Origin of the sequence: Polaromonas aquatica (assembly GCF_050626995.1) — a bacterium.
GTDB classification, from domain to species: Bacteria; Pseudomonadota; Gammaproteobacteria; order Burkholderiales; family Burkholderiaceae_C; genus Polaromonas; species Polaromonas aquatica_A.
Map to the genome: position 1 here is coordinate 686,356 of NZ_CP192467.1, position 24,999 is coordinate 711,354.

The 24,999-nt window shown below is 61.3% G+C and carries 22 protein-coding genes; 18 read left to right on the plus strand and 4 right to left on the minus strand.

Features of this window, described 5'->3' with window-relative positions:
• Window positions 1-54: 54 nt before the first annotated feature.
• From ACQ4MS_RS03415 to ACQ4MS_RS03430, 4 genes are all read right to left on the minus strand, one after another.
• Window positions 55-2,670 (minus strand): bifunctional aconitate hydratase 2/2-methylisocitrate dehydratase, encoded by a 2,616-nt coding sequence (locus ACQ4MS_RS03415; RefSeq protein ID WP_431097736.1) that lies wholly within the window; start codon window positions 2,668-2,670, stop codon window positions 55-57.
• A gap of 68 nt (window positions 2,671-2,738) precedes the next feature.
• The gene (locus tag ACQ4MS_RS03420) at window positions 2,739-3,362 is read right to left on the minus strand and encodes a hypothetical protein (protein ID WP_431097737.1); all 624 of its coding nucleotides are present in this window, start codon (window positions 3,360-3,362) and stop codon (window positions 2,739-2,741) included.
• Between the two features lie 38 nt (window positions 3,363-3,400).
• The gene (locus ACQ4MS_RS03425) at window positions 3,401-4,414 is read right to left on the minus strand and encodes an HpcH/HpaI aldolase/citrate lyase family protein (RefSeq protein WP_431097738.1); all 1,014 of its coding nucleotides are present in this window, start codon (window positions 4,412-4,414) and stop codon (window positions 3,401-3,403) included.
• Window positions 4,415-4,562: 148 nt separating this feature from the next.
• Window positions 4,563-5,549, minus strand: coding sequence for a malate dehydrogenase (locus ACQ4MS_RS03430; RefSeq protein WP_431097739.1), 987 nt, complete (start codon window positions 5,547-5,549; stop codon window positions 4,563-4,565).
• Between the two features lie 280 nt (window positions 5,550-5,829).
• On the opposite strand from ACQ4MS_RS03430, the gene ACQ4MS_RS03435 reads away from it, so the two are divergent.
• The 18 genes from ACQ4MS_RS03435 (at window position 5,830) to trpA (ending at window position 24,887) form a co-directional block, all read left to right on the plus strand.
• Window positions 5,830-6,627 carry a GntR family transcriptional regulator gene (locus ACQ4MS_RS03435; RefSeq protein WP_431097740.1) on the plus strand — a complete coding sequence of 266 codons (798 nt, stop codon included), beginning with the start codon at window positions 5,830-5,832 and terminating at the stop codon, window positions 6,625-6,627.
• Between the two features lie 122 nt (window positions 6,628-6,749).
• Complete coding sequence (gene sdhC / locus ACQ4MS_RS03440) at window positions 6,750-7,196, plus strand: succinate dehydrogenase, cytochrome b556 subunit (protein WP_431097741.1); 447 nt, start codon at window positions 6,750-6,752, stop codon at window positions 7,194-7,196.
• A gap of 17 nt (window positions 7,197-7,213) precedes the next feature.
• Entirely contained in the window at window positions 7,214-7,579 is a 366-nt protein-coding gene (gene sdhD / locus ACQ4MS_RS03445) for a succinate dehydrogenase, hydrophobic membrane anchor protein (protein ID WP_431097743.1), read from the plus strand.
• Between the two features lie 61 nt (window positions 7,580-7,640).
• Complete coding sequence (sdhA, locus tag ACQ4MS_RS03450; protein ID WP_431097744.1) at window positions 7,641-9,434, plus strand: succinate dehydrogenase flavoprotein subunit; 1,794 nt, start codon at window positions 7,641-7,643, stop codon at window positions 9,432-9,434.
• Between the two features lie 66 nt (window positions 9,435-9,500).
• Window positions 9,501-10,205, plus strand: coding sequence for a succinate dehydrogenase iron-sulfur subunit (locus ACQ4MS_RS03455; RefSeq protein WP_431097745.1), 705 nt, complete (start codon window positions 9,501-9,503; stop codon window positions 10,203-10,205).
• 107 nt (window positions 10,206-10,312) lie between these two features.
• The gene (locus ACQ4MS_RS03460) at window positions 10,313-10,642 is read left to right on the plus strand and encodes a succinate dehydrogenase assembly factor 2 (protein WP_431097747.1); all 330 of its coding nucleotides are present in this window, start codon (window positions 10,313-10,315) and stop codon (window positions 10,640-10,642) included.
• A 27-nt stretch (window positions 10,643-10,669) separates the two neighbouring features.
• Window positions 10,670-11,980 (plus strand): citrate synthase, encoded by a 1,311-nt coding sequence (gltA, locus tag ACQ4MS_RS03465; protein WP_431097748.1) that lies wholly within the window; start codon window positions 10,670-10,672, stop codon window positions 11,978-11,980.
• 296 nt (window positions 11,981-12,276) lie between these two features.
• Complete coding sequence (locus ACQ4MS_RS03470; protein WP_431097750.1) at window positions 12,277-13,254, plus strand: LysR family transcriptional regulator; 978 nt, start codon at window positions 12,277-12,279, stop codon at window positions 13,252-13,254.
• Between the two features lie 43 nt (window positions 13,255-13,297).
• The gene (leuC, locus tag ACQ4MS_RS03475; RefSeq protein WP_431097751.1) at window positions 13,298-14,719 is read left to right on the plus strand and encodes a 3-isopropylmalate dehydratase large subunit; all 1,422 of its coding nucleotides are present in this window, start codon (window positions 13,298-13,300) and stop codon (window positions 14,717-14,719) included.
• 24 nt (window positions 14,720-14,743) lie between these two features.
• Window positions 14,744-14,884: an entericidin A/B family lipoprotein gene (locus tag ACQ4MS_RS03480; protein WP_431097752.1), complete on the plus strand. Its 141-nt coding sequence runs from the start codon at window positions 14,744-14,746 to the stop codon at window positions 14,882-14,884.
• Window positions 14,884-15,534, plus strand: coding sequence for a 3-isopropylmalate dehydratase small subunit (leuD, locus tag ACQ4MS_RS03485; RefSeq protein ID WP_431097753.1), 651 nt, complete (start codon window positions 14,884-14,886; stop codon window positions 15,532-15,534). Before ACQ4MS_RS03480 ends, leuD begins: the two co-directional genes overlap by 1 nt.
• A gap of 118 nt (window positions 15,535-15,652) precedes the next feature.
• The gene (gene leuB, locus ACQ4MS_RS03490) at window positions 15,653-16,738 is read left to right on the plus strand and encodes a 3-isopropylmalate dehydrogenase (RefSeq protein WP_431097754.1); all 1,086 of its coding nucleotides are present in this window, start codon (window positions 15,653-15,655) and stop codon (window positions 16,736-16,738) included.
• Between the two features lie 373 nt (window positions 16,739-17,111).
• Window positions 17,112-18,251, plus strand: coding sequence for an aspartate-semialdehyde dehydrogenase (asd, locus tag ACQ4MS_RS03495; RefSeq protein ID WP_431097756.1), 1,140 nt, complete (start codon window positions 17,112-17,114; stop codon window positions 18,249-18,251).
• Window positions 18,252-18,568: 317 nt separating this feature from the next.
• Window positions 18,569-21,220: a FimV/HubP family polar landmark protein gene (locus tag ACQ4MS_RS03500; protein WP_431097758.1), complete on the plus strand. Its 2,652-nt coding sequence runs from the start codon at window positions 18,569-18,571 to the stop codon at window positions 21,218-21,220.
• Window positions 21,221-21,270: 50 nt separating this feature from the next.
• Window positions 21,271-22,065: a tRNA pseudouridine(38-40) synthase TruA gene (gene truA / locus ACQ4MS_RS03505; protein WP_431097760.1), complete on the plus strand. Its 795-nt coding sequence runs from the start codon at window positions 21,271-21,273 to the stop codon at window positions 22,063-22,065.
• Window positions 22,062-22,793: a phosphoribosylanthranilate isomerase gene (locus tag ACQ4MS_RS03510; RefSeq protein WP_431099528.1), complete on the plus strand. Its 732-nt coding sequence runs from the start codon at window positions 22,062-22,064 to the stop codon at window positions 22,791-22,793. Before truA ends, ACQ4MS_RS03510 begins: the two co-directional genes overlap by 4 nt.
• Window positions 22,771-24,072, plus strand: a complete 1,302-nt coding sequence (gene trpB / locus ACQ4MS_RS03515; protein ID WP_431097761.1) for a tryptophan synthase subunit beta — start codon at window positions 22,771-22,773, stop codon at window positions 24,070-24,072. The genes ACQ4MS_RS03510 and trpB overlap by 23 nt, the downstream gene beginning before the upstream one ends.
• Window positions 24,069-24,887 (plus strand): tryptophan synthase subunit alpha, encoded by an 819-nt coding sequence (gene trpA / locus ACQ4MS_RS03520; protein WP_431097762.1) that lies wholly within the window; start codon window positions 24,069-24,071, stop codon window positions 24,885-24,887. Before trpB ends, trpA begins: the two co-directional genes overlap by 4 nt.
• Window positions 24,888-24,999 lie beyond the last annotated feature (112 nt).

The window sequence follows — 24,999 nt, forward strand, 5'->3', positions numbered from 1 at the left end:
ACTTCATCCTTCCATTTCACCCAGCGGCTGTCAAGCCGCAGGCAGCGTGTCAGCTCAAGCCGGCACGCTGTCCTTCACGGTGTCGGCCATGTCGGTGTAGTCCTTGACCTTGTCGAAGTTGAGGTACTGATAGACCGTGCCGCTGGCAGCTGTCAGCACGCCCATGTCGGTCATGTACTCGGCCTTGGTAGGGATGCGGCCCAGCTTGGAGCAGATCGCGGCCAGCTCGGCGGAGCCAAGGTAGACGTTGGAGTTCTTGCCCAGGCGGTTTGGGAAGTTGCGCGTGGAGGTGGAGAACACCGTCGCGCCCTCTTTCACCTGCGCCTGGTTACCCATGCACAGGCTGCAACCCGGCATTTCCATGCGGGCGCCGGCTGAGCCGAGCACGCCGTAGTGGCCTTCTTCCGTGAGTTGCTTGGCGTCCATCTTGGTGGGCGGCGCCATCCACAGCTTGACAGGGATGTCGCGCTTGTTTTCGAGCAGCTTGGAGGCCGCACGGAAGTGGCCGATGTTGGTCATGCAGCTGCCGATGAAGACTTCGTCGATCTTGCTGCCGGCGACTTCGCTCAGGGTCTTCACATCGTCAGGGTCGTTCGGGCAAGCCACGATGGGCTCGTGGATGTCGGCCAGGTCGATCTCGATGACGGCGGCGTATTCGGCATCCGCATCGCCCTTGAGCAGTTGCGGATCGGCCAGCCAGGCCTCCATCGCCTGGATACGGCGCTTGATGGTGCGCACGTCCGAGTAACCCGTCGCGATCATCCACTTCAGCATCGTGATGTTGCTGTTGATGTACTCGATGATGGGTTCCTTGTTCAGGTGCACCGTGCAGCCGCCGGCGGAACGCTCGGCGGAAGCATCGGAGAGCTCGAACGCCTGTTCCACTTTGAGGTCAGGCAAGCCTTCGATTTCCAGGATGCGGCCCGAGAAGATGTTCTTCTTGCCTTGTTTCGCAACCGTCAGCAAACCAGCCTTGATGGCGTACAGCGGAATCGCGTTGACCAGGTCGCGCAACGTAATGCCAGGCTGCATTTCACCTTTAAAGCGCACCAGCACGGACTCGGGCATGTCCAGCGGCATCACGCCGGTGGCGGCGCCGAAAGCCACCAGGCCGGAGCCGGCTGGGAAGCTGATGCCGATGGGGAAACGCGTGTGGCTGTCGCCGCCGGTTCCGACGGTATCGGGTAACAGCATGCGGTTCAGCCAGCTGTGGATGATGCCGTCGCCGGGGCGCAGCGGGATGCCGCCGCGGTCGCTCATGAACTCGGGCAACTCGTGGTGCATCTTGACGTCCACCGGCTTGGGATAGGCGGCCGTGTGGCAGAAAGACTGCATCACCAGGTCGGCCGAAAAGCCCAGGCAGGCCAGGTCTTTCAGTTCGTCGCGTGTCATGGGGCCGGTGGTGTCCTGGGAGCCCACGGACGTCATCTTCGGCTCACAGTAGGTGCCGGGACGTACGCCCTGGCCTTCAGGCAGACCGACAGCGCGGCCGACCATCTTTTGTGCCAGCGTGAAGCCGCGGCCGTTGTCTTCAGGGCTGACCGGCAGGCGGAACTGGGTAGATAGCGGCAGGCCCAGCGCAAAACGCGCCTTGGCCGTGAGGCCACGGCCGACGATCAGCGGAATACGGCCACCGGCGCGCACTTCATCAAACAACACGTCGCTTTTCAGCTTGAACTCGGCGATGACCTTGCCGTCCTTCAGCGCCTTGCCTTCGTAAGGGCGCAGCTCAATCACGTCGCCCATGGCCATCTGGCTCACGTCGAGCTCGATCGGCAGTGCGCCGGAGTCTTCCATGGTGTTGTAAAAAATCGGGGCGATCTTGGAACCGAGACAAACCCCGCCGAAACGTTTGTTCGGCACAAAAGGGATGTCCTGACCGGTGAACCACAGCACCGAGTTGGTGGCGGATTTGCGCGAGGAACCGGTACCCACCACGTCGCCCACATAGGCCACGAGGTTGCCCTTGGCCTTGAGTTCCTCGATGAATTTCACCGGCCCGCGTTTTCCGTCTTCTTCAGGCGTGATGCCGGGGCGGGCATTCTTGTGCATGGCCAGCGCGTGCAGTGGAATGTCGGGGCGGCTCCATGCGTCCGGTGCGGGCGACAGGTCGTCCGTATTGATCTCGCCGGCCACCTTGAAAATGGTGAGCTTGATCGACTCGGGTACTTCCGGGCGGCTTGTGAACCACTCAGCGTCAGCCCAGCTTTGCAGCACGGCCTTGGCATATTTGTTGCCCTTGTCGGCTTTTTCCTGGACATCGTGGAACTGGTCGAACATCAGCAGCGTGTTCTTCAGGCCGCTGGCGGCTTGCGTGGCAACGCTGTCTTCTGCGTCATCAAGCAGCTCAATCATCGGACTGATGTTGTAGCCGCCCAGCATGGTGCCCAGCAGTTGCGTGGCTTTTTCGCGCGAGATCAGTCCGCATTTTTCGGTGCCGTGTGCCACAGCCGCCAGGTAACTGGCCTTGACCTTGGCCGCGTCATCAACGCCAGCCGGAACACGATGGGTGATGAGTTCGACCAGGAAGGCTTCCTCGCCTTTGGGCGGATTCTTCAGCAGCTCGATGACCTCACCGGTCTGCCTGGCCGAGAGTGGCAGCGGGGGAATCCCCAGCGCGGCGCGCTCGGCCACATGGTTGCGGTAGGTTTGTATGAACTCGGGCATCATGGTTTTCTTCTCCTGTACTCAAAAAATGCACGGTCAATGCGCGTGCGGTCGCGGTGTGTCTGGACTGTTTAGGGGGCTTTGGCCGGTGCTGTTTCTGGCTGAGCAGAACCTGTGCCAGCCTGAGCTTGTGCAGCTTTGGCGGCAGGCAGGGCATCCAGAATGCTGGCCGGGGGGTTCTTCTTCATGTCATCGGCAAAAGTCACCTGTGCCGGGCTCATGCACTCGTCAGCCAGGCGTTGGCCTAATTTCTGGCTCATCAGCATCGACTTGTTACCCAACTGGAGCCACATGGCGCCTGCACGGCCGTCTTCCAGGCGGATGGCGCCGGTGCGGCTTCCGACTGGGTGCATGCGAAAACGTGTCTTGCCCGTCTGCACCAGGAAGAAGCCCGGGCGTTTCTCGTTCGGCGTGATGGTCACGGAGGCCCCGAGCTCGCAGGGAATCGTGCCGATATAAACCCGCTTGGCGAGTTCCAGGTCTTCAGGGGTCAAGGTGACAGACGGGTCATCGTCAATGGGCGTCCTTTCTTCCACCACCTTGGCGGCAGAGCGCCTGATCGGTGCGCGCTTGGCGGCTTGGGCCGGCTGGTCAGCCGCGGCAGCTTTAGGTACGGCCGCTTTGGGGGCTGCGGTCTGGGCGAGCAGCAAGGTGGGGGTGGCCAAGGCCAGGGCAGAGAGAACGAGATATTTCATGGGGATCCTTTGGAAGGGTCAACTGTCAATCGGAGGAGTCAGTGAGTCGGGGCAGAAAAATACGCCTGCGCCTCGTACGGTAAAACGCGGCCGGTCTGGTGCGCGCGCTCCAGAACCTGCCAGAAGTAGCGGTAACTCGCGCGGTCGTGCAGCTTGCCTTCAAAACTGATGGGAGCCCAGTCAGAATGGGCGGCAGCCGCTATTATTTTTGTAGCACTTTCAATCTCATCCCCGGTCGGCGCAAAAGCCGCCAGGATAGGCCGGATCTGGTTGGGGTGGATGCTCCACATGCGGGTGTAACCCAGTTCACGGGCGGCATGGCGTGCGGCGGTGGTCATGGTTTCAGTGTCATTGAATTCCGTGACAACACAATGAGAGGGCACTTTGCCGTGGGCGTGGCAAGCCGAGGCGATTTCAAGCTTGGCGCGCAGCACCAGCGGATGCGTGAACTGGCCACGGCTGCTCATGCCGTCGGCAGGGATCGCCCCGCCATGCGCCGAAACAAAATCCATCAGGCCAAAGCTCATAGACTGCACGCGCGGATGCGCCGCAATCTCGAAAGCGTTGCGCACCGCGAGGGGAGACTCGATCAGCACGTGCAGCGGCAGGCCGCCGGCTGATGCTGCAAGCAGAGCCTGCTCGGCCCTGACCACATCGGCAACCGATTCCACCTTGGGGACCATGATGTGCGAGAGGTGGCGGGACAATTTCCCGGCAATGACAGCCATGTCGGCATCAAAGGCGGGGTGATCGACGGCATGGATGCGCACCGCGACGCGGGCCTTGTCGCTGGCCAGAGCCGCCAGAGCCACCACCATGGCAGCATGATCGGCTTCACCGCCCACGGGCGCGCCGTCTTCGCAGTCCAGTGTCACATCAAACACACAGGCGCCGAACTCCTCGATCATCTCGGCCTGCAACTGCAGGCTTTTACGCATGCGGGCTTCGACACCGCTGTAGTGATCGCATACGGGAAGCGTCGCAGCGCCAGCCTGTGCGCCGAGCAAAACTTGCGCGGGATGAGCAGCGGAGAGGCCAGCTGCTGCGCTCATGCTGGCTGCACCCGTGGAAGACGCACCTGCTGCCCTCGTGCCGGGCACGTACACGTGCCCTCATAGCGGCTGCAGAGTGCGGAGTTCCAGTCGCTCATGAGGGGCAGCGGTGGTATGCGGTCAAAGTGCGGGACGGCCTCATACCTGATTACAGGAGGTGCTTGACGCCATCCTGCTCACCCTTGAGTTCGTCCAGGGTCTTGGTGATGCGTTCCTGGCTGAAAGCGTCGATCTCCAGGCCTTCGACCAGTTTGTACTCGCCGCCTTCGCAGGTCACGGGGAAACCGAACATGATGTCCTTCGGAATGCCGTACTGGCCATCCGAAGGGATGCCCATGGTGACCCACTTGCCGTTGGTGCCCAGGGCCCAATCGCGCATGTGGTCAATGGCGGCATTGGCGGCGGATGCGGCAGAAGATGAACCGCGCGCTTCAATGATGGCGGCACCGCGCTTGCCAACGGTAGGCAGGAATACGTTGGCGTTCCATTCCTGGTCGTTGATCATCTTGGCAACGCTTTCGCCCTTGATGGTGGCAAAGCGGTAGTCGGCGTACATCGTGGGCGAGTGGTTGCCCCAGACGGTGAGTTTTTCGATGTCGGCCACGGCCTTGCCGGTTTTGGCAGCAAGCTGGCTGGCAGCACGGTTGTGGTCCAGGCGCAGCATGGCGGTGAAGTTCTTGCGTGGCAGGTCAGGCGCGCTCTTCATGGCGATGTAGGCGTTGGTATTGGCGGGGTTGCCGACCACCAGCACCTTGACGTTGCGGCTGGCCACAGCGTTGAGCGCCTTGCCCTGCGCCGTGAAGATGGCGCCGTTGACGGCGAGCAGCTCGGCGCGTTCCATGCCGGGGCCGCGGGGACGTGAACCGACCAGCAGCGCGTAGTCGGCATCCTTAAAGGCGGTCATCGGGTCACTGTGGGCTTCCATGCCGACCAGCAGCGGAAAGGCGCAGTCGTCGAGTTCCATCATCACGCCCTTGAGCGCTTTTTGCGGACCTTCAACCGGCACTTCGAGCAGTTGAAGGATGACAGGTTGGTCCTTGCCGAGCATTTCGCCGGAAGCAATGCGAAACAGCAGCGCGTAACCGATTTGGCCTGCTGCACCGGTAACTGCAACGCGGACGGGTTTTTTGCTCATGATGGAGGACTCCAGGAAGTTGAAATTCGGTTGAATGAGGGTGTGATGTGAGATTGTCTGGTGCGAGCCTGGGACATTGGGAGAAGTCAGGACGGGTTTCACCCTCAAAATCACCGCAAAACGGCAGGTCAGGCACCGGCTCAGCCCAAGATTTTACGCTTGAAAAGTGATGTGCGTCAATTTGTCTTATGTCTTATATAAGATATGATTCAGACTTTATCCGGGCTTGTTTTCCGGAAGGCCGCGTAGATGCTGCGGCACCTTTTTAACCTGCTGCCCCATGGCGATCAATCCCTCATCATTGACTGACACCGTCGCGCCCGCCCACGATGCATCGGCCGGTTCGGGTTTGGCACCGGCATTCAGTCCGCTGTACCAACAGATCAAGGTCCTGATTCTGCAAAGTCTGCAGGCGGGCGAGTGGAGGCCTGGTGAATCGATTCCCAGCGAGATGGATCTAGCCGTGCGTTTTCGCGTCAGTCAGGGTACGGTGCGCAAGGCAATCGACGAACTGGCGGCCGAAAACCTCGTGATACGCAGGCAGGGCAAAGGCACATTTGTGGCCACGCATGCCGAGCAGCATGTTCAATACCGTTTCTTGAGGCTGATCCCCGACAGCGGCGACACCACCAGTGAAGGCCCCGCCGAACGGCAGATCATCGACTGCAAGCGCCTGCGCGCGCCAGCCGACATCGCCCGCGCGCTCTCGCTGCGCACCGGCGATGCCGTGTTGCAGCTTCGCCGCGTATTGGCCTTTCAAGGCACGCCGACCATTCTTGAAGACGTGTGGTTGCCTGGCGGCCCCTTCAAAGGCCTGACCGCCGAGCGCCTGGCCGGCTATCGCGGCCCGATGTATGCGCTCTTTGAAACCGAATTCGCCGTGCACATGGTGCGCGCTGAAGAAAAAATCCGCGCGGTCGCGGCCGACACTGCCTCGGCCGGTCTGCTCGATGTGCCGGTAGGTGAGCCACTGTTGAGCGTGGAACGCACAGCCTATACCTACAACGACCTGCCCATGGAACTGCGCCGGGGCCTCTACCGCACAGACACCCACCACTATAAAAACGACCTTAGTTGACGGGATTCATCAGGAAGCTGCAAACGTTTGTAAGCTTATTTGCTGCGTTGCAATAGAATTTGAGTCTCAGCTGTAATTGCTTCCCCGGTTACCACCCAGTTACATCCCACGAAAGCCTAAAAATGACAGAGCTGGCATCCAAACAGCGTCCCAAGCGGCCCGAGTTCCGCAACATCAACGCACTCACCGACCTCCCCACCTATCGTTTGCCACCTGCCGGCTGGGTCTCCATCCTCCATCGCATCAGCGGCTTCATCATGTTTTTGCTGATGCCCTTCATCATCTGGATGTTTGACACCTCGATTTCTTCCGAAATCTCTTTTGAAAAATTCAAGGCAGCCTTCAACATCGGCATGCTGGGCCTGCCAGGCTTTATCTGGAAGCTCGTGGCCCTGGCCCTGATCTGGGCTTACCTGCACCACTTCATTGCCGGCCTGCGCCATCTGTGGATGGACGTCAGCCATGCCGCCGTCAGCAAGGAGTTCGGCAAATCGTCCGCCCTTTTCACGCTGGCCACAAGCGTCATCCTGACGCTCGCCCTCGGCGCCAAGCTGTTCGGCTTTTACTGATCTGAAGGAGCACAAAAATGGCAGTTAACTACGGCTCCAAGCGCATCGTTGTCGGTGCCCACTACGGTTTGCGCGATTGGCTCGCGCAGCGCATCACGGCCGCCCTGATGGCCCTCTTCACCGTGCTGGTGTTAGCCCAGGTCATCTTCAGCAAAGGCCCCATCGGGTATGACAAATGGGCTGGCATTTTCTCCTCCCAATGGATGAAGACGCTGACGTTTGTGGTCATCGTCGCCCTACTGTTGCACGTGTGGGTCGGCATGCGTGACATCTGGATGGACTACATCAAGCCGGCATCCCTCAAGCTGGTCCTGAATGTTTTCACCATCGTCTGGCTGGTAGCCTGCGCCGGCTGGGGTATTCAGGTCTTGTGGCGCGTCTGAATCGCCTCTTGCACCATTGACCCGCAGACCCGACAAGAAGACCGACACCCCACACAAAATCATGACCGCAACATCCAACCTCCCCAAGCGCAAATTTGACGTCGTCATCGTCGGTGCCGGCGGCTCCGGCATGCGCGCATCGCTGCAGCTGGCGCGCGCCGGCCTCAACGTGGCCGTTCTCTCCAAAGTGTTCCCCACCCGCTCACACACGGTTGCGGCCCAGGGCGGCATCGGCGCCTCGCTCGGCAACATGAGCGAGGACAACTGGCACTACCACTTCTACGACACCGTCAAGGGTTCCGACTGGCTCGGTGACCAGGACGCGATCGAATACATGTGCCGCGAAGCCCCAAAGGTGGTGTATGACCTCGAACACATGGGCATGCCGTTTGACCGCAATCCCGACGGTACGATCTACCAGCGCCCCTTCGGCGGCCACACCGCCAACTACGGCGAAAAGCCCGTGCAACGTGCCTGCGCCGCAGCCGACCGCACCGGCCATGCCATGCTGCACACGCTGTACCAGCAGAACGTCAAGGAAAAAACCAGCTTCTTCGTGGAATGGATGGCGCTGGATCTGATTCGTGATTCGGCCGGCGACGTCGTGGGCGTGACCGCCCTCGAGATGGAAACCGGCGACGTCCACATCTTTGAAGCCAAGACCACGCTGCTGGCCACCGGCGGCGCAGGCCGCATTTTTGCCGCTTCGACCAATGCCTTCATCAACACCGGCGACGGCCTGGGCATGGCGGCGCGTGCCGGCATCCCGCTCGAAGACATGGAGTTCTGGCAGTTCCACCCGACCGGCGTAGCCGGCGCGGGCGTGCTGCTGACGGAAGGCTGCCGCGGCGAAGGCGCCATCCTGCGCAACAGCAACGGCGAGCGTTTCATGGAGCGTTATGCACCGACGCTGAAAGACCTAGCGCCGCGCGACTTCGTGTCGCGTTCCATGGACCAGGAAATCAAGGAAGGCCGCGGCTGCGGCCCCAACAAGGACTACATCCTGCTGGACATGACCCATCTGGGCGTGGACGCCATCATGAAGCGCCTGCCCTCGGTGTTCGAGATCGGCCATAACTTCGCCAACGTCGACATCACCAAGGAACCTATTCCCGTCGTTCCCACCATCCACTACCAGATGGGCGGCATCCCGACCAACATCCATGGCCAGGTCGTCACGCAGGACGCCAGCAACCAGAGCCAGGTCGTCAACGGGCTCTACGCGGTGGGCGAATGCTCCTGCGTCAGCGTGCACGGCGCCAACCGCCTGGGCACCAACTCCCTGCTGGACCTGCTGGTGTTTGGCAAGGCTGCAGGCAACCACATCGTCGAGTTCGCCAAAACCACTACGCACAAGCCTTTGCCGCTTGATGCCGCCGACAAGACCCTGGCCCGCATCGCCCGCCTGGACAACACAACCGACGGCGAGTATGCGCAAGACGTGGCCAATGACCTGCGAGCCGCCATGCAACAGCACGCCGGCGTGTTCCGCACGCAGGCCATCATGGATGAAGGCGTGACCAAAATCGCCGCCTTGCGCGATCGCGTCAACAGCATCGGCCTCAAGGACAAATCGAAAATCTTCAATACCGCGCGCATTGAAGCGCTCGAAGTGGAGAACCTGATTGAAGCTGCGCAAGCCACCATCGTGTCGGCAGCTGCCCGCAAGGAAAGCCGCGGCGCACACTCGGTCGACGACTACGGCGACACGCCCGAACACCCGAACGGCCGCAACGACACCGACTGGCACAAGCACACGCTGTGGTACAGCGAAGGCAGCCGCCTGGCTTACAAGCCGGTGCAGATGAAGCCCCTGACCGTCGATTCCGTGCCGCTGAAGACACGTACGTTCTAAGACCCCCAAGCACACGACGACGAACAAGACAGACGGCCCTGCGACCCTACAAGAAGCGAGAACCCCATGACCAAACGTACCTTCAAGATCTACCGCTACGACCCGGACACCGATGCCAAGCCCTATATGCAGACCATTGAGGTAGAACTCGACGGCCACGAACGCATGCTGCTGGACGCGCTGATGAAGTTGAAGGCACAGGACCCGACCATCAGCTTTCGCCGCTCGTGCCGCGAAGGCGTCTGCGGCTCGGACGCGATGAACATCAACGGCAAGAACGGCCTGGCGTGCCTGACCAACATGCTCACGCTGCCCGAGGTCATCATCTTGAAACCGCTGCCGGGTCTGCCAGTGGTGCGCGACCTGATCGTCGACATGACGCAGTTCTTCAAGCAGTACAACTCGATCAAGCCCTACCTGATCAACGACAACGTACCGCCCGAAAAAGAACGCCTGCAGAGTCCTGAAGAGCGCGATGAGCTCAACGGCCTCTACGAATGCATCCTGTGCGCCAGCTGCTCAACGTCCTGCCCCAGCTTCTGGTGGAATCCCGACAAGTTCGTCGGCCCAGCTGGCCTGCTGCAGGCCTACCGCTTCATCGCCGACAGCCGCGACGAAGCCACCGGTGAACGTCTGGACAACCTCGAAGACCCGTACCGCCTGTTCCGCTGCCACACCATCATGAATTGCGTTGATGTCTGTCCCAAGGGTCTGAACCCGACGAAGGCCATCGGCAAGATCAAGGAAATGATGGTTCTCCGAACCGTCTAAAAGAATATGGCCCCCACGCTTGTCGCTTTGCGTACTGCGCTGCCCCCCGAGGGGGCGCGTTTCGCCTTGGGGCGGCCCGGCGGCGAAACCTCTACGGTCTAATCAACATGGAAACCGCCGAAGCCCTGCTAGACGAGCGTGCCCTGAGCAAGCTTAAGTGGCGTTGCCGGCGCGGCTTGCTTGAGAACGACCTGCTGATCGAGCGCTTCTTCCAGGGCCATGAGGCCACATTGACCGTCAGGCAGGCTAAAGGGTTGAGTGATTTAATGGATTTGTCCGACAACGATTTGCTGGACCTGCTGTTAAAACGAAAAAATGCCGGCCAGCTCCCCGATGAAGCGGCCAAGGCAAGCGCCTCTACTTCTGAAGCCCATGAAGTTTTAAAGTTGCTGCAGCCCGCAGCGCCGGCCCCCGGTTACGCGACCGTCACCCATTGACACTGATACGAAAGAAAGAAGCAAGAAATGAAGCTAGCTGACAACAAAGCCACCCTGTCCTTCAGCAACGGCAGCCCCAGCATCGAACTGCCGGTGTACCAGGGCAATGTTGGTCCGGACGTCGTTGACATCCGCAAGCTCTACGCCCAGACCGGCATGTTCACGTATGACCCCGGTTTCCTGTCGACGGCGGCGTGCCAGTCTGCCATCACTTACATCGATGGTGACAAGGGTGAGTTGCTGTACCGCGGGTATCCCATCGAGCAGCTGGCCACCAACTGCGACTACATGGAAACCTGCAACCTGCTGCTGTACGGCGAACTGCCGAATGTCGAGCAGAAAAAGGATTTCGTCAGCCGCGTGACCAACCACACCATGGTCAACGAGCAGATGCAGTTTTTCCTGCGCGGTTTCCGCCGTGATGCGCATCCGATGGCCATCATGACCGGCCTGGTCGGGGCCCTGTCAGCCTTCTACCATGACAGCACCGACATCACCAATCCCGAGCACCGCGACATTTCTGCGATCCGCCTGATCGCCAAGATGCCGACACTGGTCGCCATGGCTTACAAGTACACCGTGGGCCAGCCCTACATGTACCCCAAGAACAACCTGAGCTACGCCGGCAACTTCCTGCACATGATGTTTGCCACGCCGTGCGAAGAGTACAAAGTGAACCCCGTACTCGAACGCGCGCTGGACCGCATCTTCATCCTGCACGCAGACCACGAGCAAAACGCTTCGACTTCCACGGTGCGCCTGTGCGGCTCGTCCGGCACCAACCCGTTTGCGGCCATTGCTGCCGGTGTGGCCTGCCTCTGGGGCCCTGCCCACGGCGGCGCCAACGAAGCGGCACTCAACATGCTGGGCGACATCCAGAAAGCTGGCGGCATCGAAAAAATCGGCGACTTCATCAAGCAGGTCAAGGACAAGAACTCCGGCGTCAAACTCATGGGTTTTGGCCACCGCGTCTACAAGAACTACGACCCGCGCGCCAAGCTCATGCAGGAAACCTGCAAGGAAGTGCTCAAGGAAATGGGCCTGGAAAACGACCCGCTGTTCAAGCTGGCCATGGCCCTGGAAAAGATTGCCCTCGAAGACGAATACTTCGTGTCACGCAAGCTCTACCCCAACGTCGACTTCTACTCCGGCATCGTGCAGCGCGCCATCGGCATTCCTGTGCCGCTGTTCACGGCGATTTTTGCGCTGGCCCGCACTGTCGGCTGGATCGCCCAGCTCAACGAGATGATCGGCGACCCCGAATACAAGATCGGCCGCCCACGCCAGTTGTTCACCGGCTCCGCGACCCGTCAGGTCTTGCCGCTGGCCAAGCGCTAAGTGACCTTGCGTTGACACAAAGCCCGCCCGTGGCAGCATCGGCGGGCTTTTTCACGCCCCGGCTTTGTCGCGCAACCCAGGAGTTGCAGGAGCGCCCTTCTTGCTATTCTTTTGATAGCTGCTCGCGCTCATTTTCAATGGGCTGGAGCCTTAAAACGCTCAAAAATCGGCGATCCAGGGTGAAAACGCCTACCGGCAAGCAGGGCATCGCGCATTGCGATGACAATAGAGAAATTCTAGTAGCAAAATAGCCAACCATCATCGTAGAACACGATGCCCTTGCACCAAATCTTCTAATGAAAAGCTCCGAACGCAACTTTGCCCGCCGCATTGACCTGACCTCGCTCCAGCTCTTTGTGGCCGTGTGTGAGCTGGGCAGCATCGGCAAGGCGGCCGAGCGCGAGTTCATCGCCGCCTCTGCCGTGAGCAAGCGCCTCAGCGACCTCGAAGTCACGCTCGACACACCGCTGCTGTACCGCCACACCCGCGGGGTCGACCTGACACCTGCCGGGGAAAGCCTGCTGCACCACGCCCGCTCGGTGCTGTTCAGCCTTGAGAAGATGCAGAGCGAACTCAGCGAGTACGCCGACGGCGTGCGCGGCCATGTGCGCGTGCACGCCAGCATTTCGGCCATCGTGCAGTTTTTGCCGGAAGACCTGGGCGCTTTCACCCGGGAGCATTCCGGCATCAAGATTGACCTGGAAGAGCATCTCAGCACCGAAGTCGTCCGTGCCGTACAGGAAGGCGCTGCCGACCTGGGAGTCTGCAACACCGCCGATGGTGCGGGCGACTTGCAAGTGCTGCCCTACCGTAACGACAAATTGGTGTTGATTGTGCCCAGAGGCCACGCGTTGTGTGCGCAAGGCGCTATCAAATTTGAAGCAGCCCTGGACTACGACCAGGTCGGCCTGCACTCCAACAGCTCGATTTACCTGGCGATGCGCGAGGCGGCCGCCCGGCTGGGCCGCACTATCAAACTGCGCATCCACGTGACAGGCCTGGACGCCATGTGCCGCATGATCCACAACGGCCTGGGTGTGGGCGTGATGCCCCAACGCGCCTTTGAGCTGATGCACGGCGTGGGCGAACTCGAGTCCATTCCCCTGCTCGACGCCTGGGCCGAGCGCCAGATCCAGCTGGTGGCGCGCGACTTTTCCACGCTGCCCCTGACGGCGCGGCTGCTGGTGGATCACCTGGCACAACCTGCGACACCAGAAGCCACACTAGCCCGCCCCGGCAGGAGCAGCCCGGCCCCTGCCCACGCAGCCGCCTAAAATCACCCCAAACGACAGACAACAAGAGACCACGAAAGAAACCATGGGACGCACCCTCTACGACAAGATCTGGGACGAACACGTCGTTCACACCGAAGAAGACGGCACGGCCATCCTCTACATCGACCGGCACCTGGTGCATGAAGTCACCAGCCCGCAGGCGTTTGAAGGCCTGCGCGAGGCCGGCCGCAAGGTCTGGCGCATCAGCTCCATCGTGGCGACGGCGGACCACAACACGCCCACTACCGGCTGGGAGCTGGGCTACGACGGCATCACCGACCAGGTCAGCAAGGAACAGATCACCACGCTGGACAGCAACATCAAGGAATTCGGCGCGGCCGCGTTTTTTCCTTTTCTCTCCAAGCGCCAGGGCATCGTGCACGTGATCGGCCCCGAAAACGGCGCTACCCTGCCCGGCATGACAGTCGTCTGCGGTGACTCGCACACCTCTACCCACGGCGCTTTCGGCGCACTGGCGCACGGCATCGGCACCAGCGAGGTCGAGCACGTGATGGCCACACAAACCCTGCTGGCCAAAAAAGCCAAAAACATGCTGGTGAAGGTCGAGGGCAAGCTGGCCCCTGGCCTCACCGGCAAGGACATTGTGCTGGCCATCATCGGCAAGATCGGCACGGCCGGCGGCACCGGCTACACCATTGAATTTGCCGGCTCGGCAATTCGGGCGCTCAGCATGGAAGGCCGCATGACGGTCTGCAATATGGCGATTGAAGCCGGCGCCCGCGCAGGCCTGGTGTCGGTGGACCAAAAGACCATCGACTACGTCAAGGGCAGATTGCTCTCGCCCACCGGCGTCGAATGGGACATGGCCGTCAAGTACTGGAACACGCTGCACTCGGATGCCGACGCGAAGTTCGACGCCGTGGTCGAACTCGACGCCAGCGAGATCCTGCCGCAGGTCACCTGGGGAACCTCACCCGAGATGGTGTTGTCGATTGACGACCGCGTACCCGACCCCGACAAGGAAAAAGACGCGAACAAGCGCGATGCCATCGAGCGCGCGCTGAAATACATGGGCCTGGAGCCCGGCAAAGCGCTGAACGACCTGTATGTCGACAAGGTGTTCATCGGCTCCTGCACCAACAGCCGCATTGAAGACATGCGCGAGGCCGCAGCCGTGATCAAACGAATCGGCCAGAAAGTTGCGAAGAACGTGAAGCTCGCGCTGGTCGTGCCGGGCTCGGGCCTGGTCAAGGAACAAGCCGAGCGCGAAGGCCTGGACAAGATTTTTGTCGCAGCGGGTTTTGAGTGGCGCGAACCCGGCTGCTCGATGTGCCTGGCCATGAATGCCGACCGGCTGGAGCCGGGCGAGCGCTGCGCCTCCACCAGCAACCGCAACTTCGAAGGCCGGCAAGGCGCCGGTGGTCGCACCCACCTGGTCAGCCCCGCCATGGCGGCAGCGGCGGCCGTGCATGGTCACTTTGTCGATATCCGCAAGTTTGTCTAACCCGAGCCCTCAGGAGTCATCACCATGAAAAAAATCACCACCCTGTTTGCACTGTCGCTGGCGTCCGTGGCCTTCTTGCTGGCCGGGTGCAACACCTTCCGGGGTGTCGGGCAAGACGTGCAAAAAGTCGGCGAGAAAATCGAAGACGCTGCGAAGAAAAAATAATGCAGAAATTCACCGTACACAAGGGCCTCGTGGCCCCGATGGACCGCGAGAACGTCGACACCGACGCCATCATTCCCAAGCAGTTTCTCAAGTCCATCCGCAAGACGGGCTTTGGCCCGAACCTGTTTGACGAATGGCGCTACCTGGACGCGGGCTTTCCCGGCCAGGACCCGGCCACACGCAGGCCCAACCCCGACTTCGTGCTGAACCAGCCCCGTTATGCGGGCGCTTCCATCTTGCTGGCGCGCAAGAACTTCGGTTGCGGCTCCTCGCGTGAACATGCGCCCTGGGCACTGGACCAATACGGCTTTCGCGCCATCATCGCGCCCAGCTACGCCGACATCTTTTTCAACAACAGCTTCAAGAACGGCCTGTTGCCGATCGTGTTGCCCGAGGCACAGGTGTCCCAGCTGTTCGACGAAGCCCTGGCCTTCCCCGGCTACCAGCTCACGGTTGACCTGGAGCGCCAGGTGATCGTGAAGCCCCAAGGCGAAGAGCTCCCGTTCGACGTGCAGGCTTTTCGCAAGTACTGCCTGCTCAACGGCCTGGACGACATCGGCCTTACCTTGCGCCAGAGCGACAAGATCAAGGCCTTTGAAGCCGAGCGCCTGGCGACCAAGCCATGGCTGAGCCACACCGTAGCCGGCTGAAGCCGCTCATCAGCTCAAAAACAGCTTTGAGTGGCCCTTAAAACGGCTTTTTACCCATTAAATCTTGCTCCAGCCCAATAGGGGACGTGCGCAAGTAGCTATAAAAAAGATAGTAATCATGAAAATCGCAATTCTTCCGGGTGACGGTATCGGCACCGAAATCGTCGCAGAAGCCGTCAAAGTGCTGAAGACGCTCGACCTGAAATTCGAAACCGAAAGTGCACTGGTCGGCGGCGCTGCCTATGAAGCCCACGGCCATCCACTGCCTGACAGTACGCTCAAATTGGCCAAGGAAGCCGACGCAGTGCTCTTCGGCGCGGTCGGCGACTGGAAGTACGACAAGCTGGACCGGCCGCTGCGTCCTGAGCAGGCCATCCTCGGCCTGCGCAAGAACCTCGGCCTCTTTGCCAACTTCCGCCCGGCGATTTGTTATGCACAGCTGGTGGACGCCTCCAGCCTGAAGCGCGAGCTGGTGTCCGGCCTCGACATCCTCATCATCCGCGAACTGACCGGCGACATCTACTTCGGCCAGCCGCGTGGCCGGCGCGTCTCGCCTGACGGTCACTTCCCCGGTTCGGAAGAAGCTTTCGACACCATGCGCTATTCGCGTCCCGAGATCGAGCGGATTGCCCACGTCGCCTTCCAGGCAGCACGCAAGCGCAAAGCTTCGGGTGGGGAAGGACGCGTCACCAGCGTCGACAAGGCCAACGTGCTGGAAACCTTCCAGCTCTGGAAAGACGTGGTGACCGAAGTCGGCGAAGAGTACCCCGACGTTGCGCTGGACCACATGTATGTGGACAACGCCGCCATGCAGCTGGTCAAGGCGCCCAAGAAGTTTGACGTGGTCGTCACCGGCAACATGTTCGGCGACATCCTGAGTGACGCCGCTGCGATGCTGACCGGCTCCATCGGCATGCTGCCTTCAGCCAGCCTCAACGACAAAAATCAGGGCCTGTACGAGCCCAGCCACGGCAGCGCACCCGACATCGCGGGCAAAGGCGTGGCCAACCCGCTGGCGACCATCCTGAGCGCGGCCATGATGCTGCGCTTCAGCCTGAACCAGCCCGAAGCCGCCGCCCGCATCGAAAAAGCCGTGGACGCCGTGCTGAGCCAGGGCCTGCGCACGCCGGACATTTACAGCGAAGGCATGACCAAGGTAGGAACCGTCCAAATGGGCGATGCGGTGGTAAAGGCTCTAGGGTAACTAGGGCCCCCACGCTTTTCTCTGCGTGTAATGCGCTGCCCCCGAGGGGGCGCATTTTTCCTTGGGGCGGCCCGGCGAAAAAACATCCCTGACGTTTTTTCGCCGCAGATCGCCTCAAACCGAGGGCAAAAAGCGGGTTTGAGGCGGCTGTCAGCCCGGGTAAAGCCAAGCCTGGCTACAATCGAAGCATGCGCAAAAACCCCGCCCTCACCCGCTTTATCGCCGCCTCGCGCGCGATCAGCGCTGCGCCGGTTTTTGCCCAGATCACCAAAACGACCACCATTAAAGGCTAGCAAGCCTGGTTCGTCGTGCCCTGCCGGCTCGATGAGCCGGGCCAAAAAGCCTTATTTTTGACTTTTTGAAGGGCAATGCAATGAAACTCAAAGGCAATCTCACAGGGCTCGTCGGCTGGCGCGGCATGGTCGGCTCGGTCCTGATCGACCGCATGCAGGCCGAAGGCGACTTCAACCTCATCGAGCCAGTTTTCTTCTCGACCTCCAACGCCGGCGGCAAAGCCCCGGCCCAAGCGAAGAACGAAACCACGCTCAAAGACGCCTTTGACATTGAAGCGCTGAAAAAATGCGATGTGATCATCACGGCCCAGGGCGGCGACTACACCTCGGAAGTCTTTCCCAAACTGCGTGCAGCCGGCTGGACGGGACACTGGATTGACGCAGCCTCCACGCTGCGCATGAACGACGATGCCATCATCATCCTGGACCCGGTCAACCTGCCGGTCATCCAGAACGCCATGGCCAAAGGCGGCAGGAACTGGATTGGTGGCAACTGCACAGTGAGCTGCATGCTGATGGGCGTAGGCGCGCTGTACAAAGCCGGTCTCGTCGAATGGATGACCAGCATGACTTACCAGGCGGCATCCGGCGGTGGCGCACAGCACATGCGCGAGCTGCTGACGCAATACGGTACGCTGAACAGTGAAGTCCGCGCGCTGCTTGACGATCCCAAATCGGCCATCCTGGAAATCGACCGCCGCGTGCTGGCCAGGCAGCAATCTCTCAGTGGCGACGAGACCGCCAATTTCGGCGTGCCGCTGGGCGGCTCCCTGATCCCCTGGATCGACAAGGACCTGGGCAATGGCATGAGCAAGGAAGAATGGAAAGGCGGCGCAGAAACCAACAAGATCCTCGGCCAGGGTGCCAGCTTCGGCACGGCCGAAACCCCGGTTGACGGCTTTTGCGTGCGCATAGGTGCCATGCGCTGCCACAGCCAGGCCTTGACCTTCAAGCTGAAGAAGGACGTACCGCTGGCCGACATCGAGGCAATGATCGCCGCCGACAACGAATGGGTCAAAGTCGTGCCCAACACCCGCGAAGCCTCTATCAAGGACCTCACTCCCGTGGCGGTGACGGGTACCATGCAGATTCCGGTCGGCCGCCTGCGCAAGCTGGCGATGGGCCCCGATTATCTGGGTGCCTTCACTGTGGGTGACCAGCTGCTGTGGGGTGCGGCGGAACCGCTGCGCCGCATGCTGCGCATCCTGCTTCAAGGCTGAATTATTTTGAGGTGAGCGGTTGCCAACATGCAGCCGCTCATCCGTAACCACTTGTTTCCATGCGTTGTCGTCTGACAACATCCTGAACTTGTAAGTTGATGCTAACTCGCTGTGTCAAAACTTAAGTGGTGTCTTAGCTTGTCAGCCTAATGCCTTGATGTTAAGGTTGTTTTTCGAAAATTCGCATCGAGGTTTTTGTGCGCTTAAGCAGAATAAAGTTACATGCAGACCGAGCACTGGAGGCTCACAACCCCATGAATAAACGCGGTCGTTGGCGTATTGGCGCCTTGGCTAGTGCAATCGCACTACTGGGCAGTTTGGCAAGTCTTGAAGCCCATGCGCTCGCGCTGGGCCGGCTCACCGTTCAATCGGCACTGGGCGAGCCCCTTCGAGCTGAAATCGAAATATCGGACATCAAACCCGACGAAGCAGCCAGCCTTCGGGCCGGCGTTGCACCGGCTGAGGCCTTCAGGGTGGCAGGTATGGAATACGGCACGGTGGTATCCGGTGTCGAAGTCACCCTGCAACGCCGGGCTGACGGGCAGGCTTTCCTGCGGCTGCGCAGCAACCGCCCCGTGACCGAGCCTTTCGTGGACCTGATCCTGGAGGCCAACTGGTCAAACGGTCGGATCACCCGCGACTACACCATGCTGTTCGACCCACCCGCCCTGCGGTCCGGCAGTGGTAGCACAGCAACCGCGCCCATCCTGTCCCGCCCCGCCTCGCCCAATGTGGCGCCACCTGCCAAGGGCATTGCATCTATTCCCTATTCCCCGGCAGGGCCTAGCGCCAGTGCCACCAGACCCGCCCCAGCGGCCAGGCCCCTGGAAAAAGCCCCGGCAGGCGAAACGCAAGTCACCGTCAAATCCGGTGACACAGCAGGCAAGATCGCAGCCCAGAACAAGCCAGCCAGCGTGTCGCTGGACCAGATGCTGGTCGCGCTGCTACGAAGCAACCCGGATGCCTTTATTGGCGGCAACGTCAACCGCATCAAGTCCGGTGCCGTGCTGGACATCCCGAGTGCGGAATCGGCCAGCGCCATTTCTTCCAGCGAAGCCACCCAGACCATCATCGCGCAAAGCAAGGACTTCAATACTTTCCGCCGCAAGCTGGCAGAAGGCGTACCTGCTACCCAGGTAGCCAGCGCCGACCGCCAGGCCGGCGGCAAAGTAGAGGCCAAAGTGGAAGACCGGGCAGCCGCCAGCGCGACCCCGGACAAGCTCACCCTGTCCAAGGGAGCCGTCCAGGGCAAAGCAGCGACTGCAGCGGAAGAAAAGATTGCGAAAGACAGACAGGCCAAGGAAGCTTCGACCCGGGTCGCCGAGCTGTCCAAGAACATCAGCGACCTCAACAAGCTCGGGAGCAGCCCCGCAACGGCACCCGCAGCCAGCGCGGCCAAGACACCGGGCGTAGCCGTTCCCGCACCGTCCAGCACCACGTTGCCGGTACCTGCGGCGCCGGCAACGGCGGCATCGTCTGCTCCCGCATCGACAACGTCCACCACAGCAGCAGTGACAGCCGCACCGGCCGCCAGCGCAGCAGTTGCCGGTACGACGCCTGCAGCGGCCATGGCTCCCGCCTCCGCAGCCTCCGCCACGGCTGCCAGTGCCGATCCGCTTGCAGCAGCTTCACAACCTGCCTCCACAGCCAGCGAGCCCGCCGCGCCAGTGGCCGCAGCTCCTGCAGCGCCCAAGAAGCCGGTTGTTTTGCCACCGCCACCACCAGAACCCAGCCTGATCGACGAACTGATGGAAAACCCATTGGTGCTGCCAGGCATAGGTCTGCTGGTCGCACTGCTGGCTGGATTCGGTTTTTATCGCTACCGCCAGCGCGGCAGCGCGGGCCAGGTTGACAGCTCATTCCTTGAGAGCAGATTGCAACCCGATTCTTTTTTCGGCGCCAGCGGCGGCCAAAGAATTGACACGAATGAAGGCAACGCCACAGGCTCGTCCCTGGTGTATTCGCCGAGTCAATTGGATGCCGCTGGCGACGTAGACCCTGTAGCCGAAGCCGATGTCTACCTTGCGTACGGACGCGATCTGCAAGCTGAAGAAATCCTCAAAGAGGCGATGCGTACCAGCCCAATGCGGGTGGCAATTCACGCCAAGCTGATGGAAATCTACGCCAAACGCCGCGACAGCAAGGCGTTTGAAACCGTCGCAATCGAAGCCTTCAATCTCACCCATGGCAGCGGGCCAGAATGGGCCTACATCACCGAAATGGGGCGCGAGCTCGACCCTTCGAACCCGATGTACCAGCCCGGCGGGCAACCTGCGGGCGCAGCGTCTGCCGCCGGAACCTCGGCTTTCAGCCCGGGTGGTACCGTGGCCATGGTGGCTCAGCCGGTGAATGTTCCCGCGCCAACACCGGCCGTGGACGTCGATCTCGACCTGGATTTCTCGCTCGGCGATGAGCCTGATGCCACAGCGCCAGCGGCGATATCAGCACCCGTCGCACCCAAACCGGTTGCGCCGCCTCCCGTTGCCAAGACGCCGGAACCCGCCAGCGCCATGAACATGGATTTCAGCAGCGCAACGATTGCCATGCCCACAGCCACCCCGCCAGCTCCTGCTGCAGCGAAACCGGTCGAGGCAGCACCTGAAATTTCCTTCCTGTCCGAAGGGCTGAACTTCGAACCCGAGCCTTTCGTTCCGCCTGCCAAGCCGGTTCCACCCGTCAAGGCGGCCGCCGCTCCGGCGCCTGCACCGGCAGTAGCCGACAGCGGCATGCTGGAATTCGACCTGGGCTCGCTTTCGCTGGACCTGAATGGCCCTGTCACCGAGAGCCCCGCTCCTGCGATTGAAGCATCGTCGTCGGACGACCCGCTTGAAACCAAGTTCATGCTGGCCGAAGAGTTCCGCTCACTGGGTGACACCGACGGTGCCAGGTCGCTGGCTGAAGAAGTGCTGGCCGAAGCCAGTGGTCCCCTGAAAGTCAAGGCACAGGCGTTCCTGAACGCCTTGTCCTGAGCACGCAGCCTGAACGCATTGCGTTCACTGCGCGCCAGCGGGGTCAAACCGTGAGGATTGCACTCGGCATCAGCTACAGCGGTAGCGGCTACGAAGGCTGGCAAAGCCAGCTTTCGGGCAACACGGTGCAGGACAAGCTGGAACTGGCGCTGGGCAAATTCGCCGCCCAGCCCATCCGCACACTGTGCGCAGGCCGTACCGACGCCGGCGTGCACGGCCTGATGCAGGTGGTGCACTTCGATATCCCCCTGCAGCGCGACATCACCTCCTGGGTGCGCGGCACCAACGCCTTTTTGCCCTCCGACATCGCGGTGCAATGGGCGCGGGAGGTTCCCGACCAGTTTCACTGCCGCGGCAGCGCCATCGCCCGTCGCTATGCCTATGTGGTGCTTGAGTCGCCGGTGCGCCCCAGCGTGGAAGCCGGGCGCGTCGGCTGGGTCTACCGGCCCCTGGACGAGGCGGCCATGCGGCAAGCCGTTACCCACCTGCTCGGCGAGCACGATTTCAGCTCCTTCCGGGCTGCCCAATGCCAGGCCAGGTCTCCCGTCAAAACCATCAACCGCATTGAGATTTCACACCGTGGCGATCCAGCTGCCCGGTATTGGCGCTTCGAATTCGAGGCCAACGCCTTTTTGCACCACATGATCCGCAACATCATGGGTTGCCTGGTCGCCATAGGCCAGGGCAACTACCCGCCGGGCTGGCTGGCGGAGGTGATGGCCGCACGCAGCCGTGACGCCGCCGCCCCGACTTTTTCGCCGGATGGCCTGTATTTTCTGGGGCCCGTCTACGAAAACCACTACGGCCTCCCGGCTCGCACACCAGCCTATGATTGGTTGCCATGACGCCCCCCACTACCACCCGTACCCGCATCAAGATCTGCGGCCTGACTCGCGAGGAAGACGTGGATGCAGCCGTAGCGGCCGGCGCGGATGCGGTCGGCTTTGTGATGTACGAGGCCAGCCCGCGTTATGTGACGGCCGAGCGCGCAGCCGAGCTGGCCCGCCGCCTGCCTCCCTTTGTCACGCCGGTTTTGCTTTTTGTCAACGCACCTGCTATAAAAATAATAGCTACTTGCGCACATATACCAACGGCTGTACTGCAATTTCATGGTGATGAGACCCCCGAAACCTGCCTGGAAGCAGGGCGACCCTTCATGCGTGCAGCACGCATTCCACTTGATGGAAGATCCACCAAAGACACTCATAGCACCTCAAGCGGCTTTGATCTCGTAAAATACGCCCAGGACTTCAAGGCCGCACAAGCCATCCTCCTCGACGCCCATGTCGAAGGTTATGGCGGCGGCGGGAAAACATTCAATTGGTCACTTCTTCCTCCAAACGTCAGCGCTCACCTCGTTTTGTCTGGTGGATTGACGCCTGCAAACGTGATCGATGGCATTTTGCAAGTCAGGCCGCGTTGCACAACGCTGGCCGTTGATGTCAGTTCCGGCGTCGAGATTTCCAAGGGAATCAAAAGCGCCGACAAAATCAACCAGTTCGTCGCGGCCGTGCGCACTGCCGACGAATTACTTGCAAAGAGTCCCAACCATGTACGAGTACCACCAGCCTGACATTTCAGGCCATTTCGGAATTTACGGCGGCAGTTTTGTTTCAGAAACACTGACTCACGCGATCAACGAGCTGAAAGACGCTTACGCGAAATACCAGCACGACCCGGAGTTCATCGCCGAATTCCAGTCCGAGCTCGCGCATTTCGTCGGCCGCCCCTCCCCGATCTACCACGCTGCGCGCATGAGCCGCGAACAGGGCGGCGCGCAAATCTATCTCAAGCGTGAAGACCTCAACCACACCGGCGCGCACAAGATCAACAACACCATAGGCCAGGCCATGCTGGCGCGCCGCATGGGCAAGCCGCGCGTCATCGCCGAGACCGGCGCCGGGCAGCACGGCGTGGCCACCGCCACCATATGCGCACGCTACGGCCTGGAATGCGTGGTCTACATGGGCAGCGAGGACGTCAAGCGCCAGAGTCCCAACGTCTACCGCATGAACCTGCTGGGCGCCACGGTGGTGCCGGTCGAAAGCGGCAGCAAGACGCTGAAAGACGCGCTCAACGAGGCCATGCGCGACTGGGTCGCCAACGTGGACAACACCTTCTACATCATCGGCACGGTGGCGGGCCCGCACCCCTACCCCATGATGGTCCGCGACTTCCAGAGCGTGATCGGCGCCGAATGCCTGCAGCAGATGCCGGAATTCATCGGGGACAAACAGCCCGATGCGGTGATCGCCTGCGTGGGCGGCGGCAGCAATGCCATGGGCATCTTCCATCCCTACATCCAGCATGCCAAAACCCGCCTGATCGGCGTCGAGGCCGCCGGTGAGGGCCTGGAAAGCGGCAAACATTCGGCCTCGCTCCAGCGCGGCCTGCCGGGCGTGCTGCACGGCAACCGCACCTACGTGCTGCAAAACGAGGACGGCCAGGTCACCGAAACCCATAGCATCAGCGCCGGACTCGACTACCCTGGGGTGGGCCCCGAGCACGCCTTCCTCAAAGACATAGGCCGCGCCGAATACGTCGGCATCACCGACAAGGAAGCACTGGAGGCTTTCCACTACCTGTGCCGCACCGAAGGCATCATTCCCGCGCTCGAATCCAGCCATGCCGTGGCCTGCGCCATGAAAATGGCCCGCAGCATGCGCAGCGACCAGAGCCTGCTCGTCTGCCTGTCAGGCCGGGGCGACAAGGACATTGGCACGGTGGCCGACCTCTCGGGGGCCGACTTCTACGACCGGCCGTCCATGCGCGGCCTGTCAGTCAAGGGCGGGGCGGCTTCGCCGGCGTCCTTCGACGCCAGCGGCGCCAAGGGAAGCGGGGTGCAGTCATGAGCCGCATTGCCTCCACCTTCTCCTCGCTGAAAAGCCAGGGCCGCAAGGCCTTGATCCCCTACGTCACCGCCGGCTTCCCGTTTGCCGACGTCACGCCCGAACTGATGCACGCCATGGTGGCCGGCGGCGCCGACGTGATCGAGCTGGGCGTGCCGTTTTCCGACCCCAGCGCCGACGGCCCGGTGATCCAGAAAGCCGGCGACAAGGCCCTGTCCTTCGGCGTGGGCCTGACCCAGGTGCTGGACATGGTGCGCCAGTTCCGCGCCAAAGACAGCACAACGCCCGTGGTCCTGATGGGCTATGCCAACCCGGTGGAACGCTACGACATCAAGCACGGCGGCAGCAAAACCGAAAGCGCCTTCATCCGCGATGCCGCCCAGGCCGGCGTGGACGGCGTGCTCATCGTCGACTACCCGCCCGAGGAATGCGTCGAATTCGCCGCCCGGCTGCGCGCGCACGGCATGGACCTGATTTTTCTGCTGGCTCCCACCAGCACTGACGCGCGCATGGCCCAGGTGGCCGAGGTCGCCAGCGGCTATGTCTATTACGTCTCGCTCAAGGGCGTCACCGGTTCCGGCACACTGGACGTGGACGCCGTCGAGGCCATGTTGCCGCGCATTCGCCAACATGTGAATGTGCCGGTGGGTGTGGGCTTCGGCATACGCGACGCCGCCACGGCCAAAGCCATCGGCAAGGTGGCCGACGCTGTGGTCATCGGCAGCAAGATCATTCAGCTGATCGAAAACCAGCCGCGCGACAAGGTAGCGGCGGTGGCGCATGACTTTTTGAAAGAAATCCGTACTGCTTTAGGCTGACTTTCGATGCCGTTTTTGCCGAGCGAAACATGGGAGAAACCGGCGCATAATTGCGCTTTTCGCCCGGCAAAAAGCATAAGAAGCGAAAAGCGCTTAGGCGCCGCCCGACACC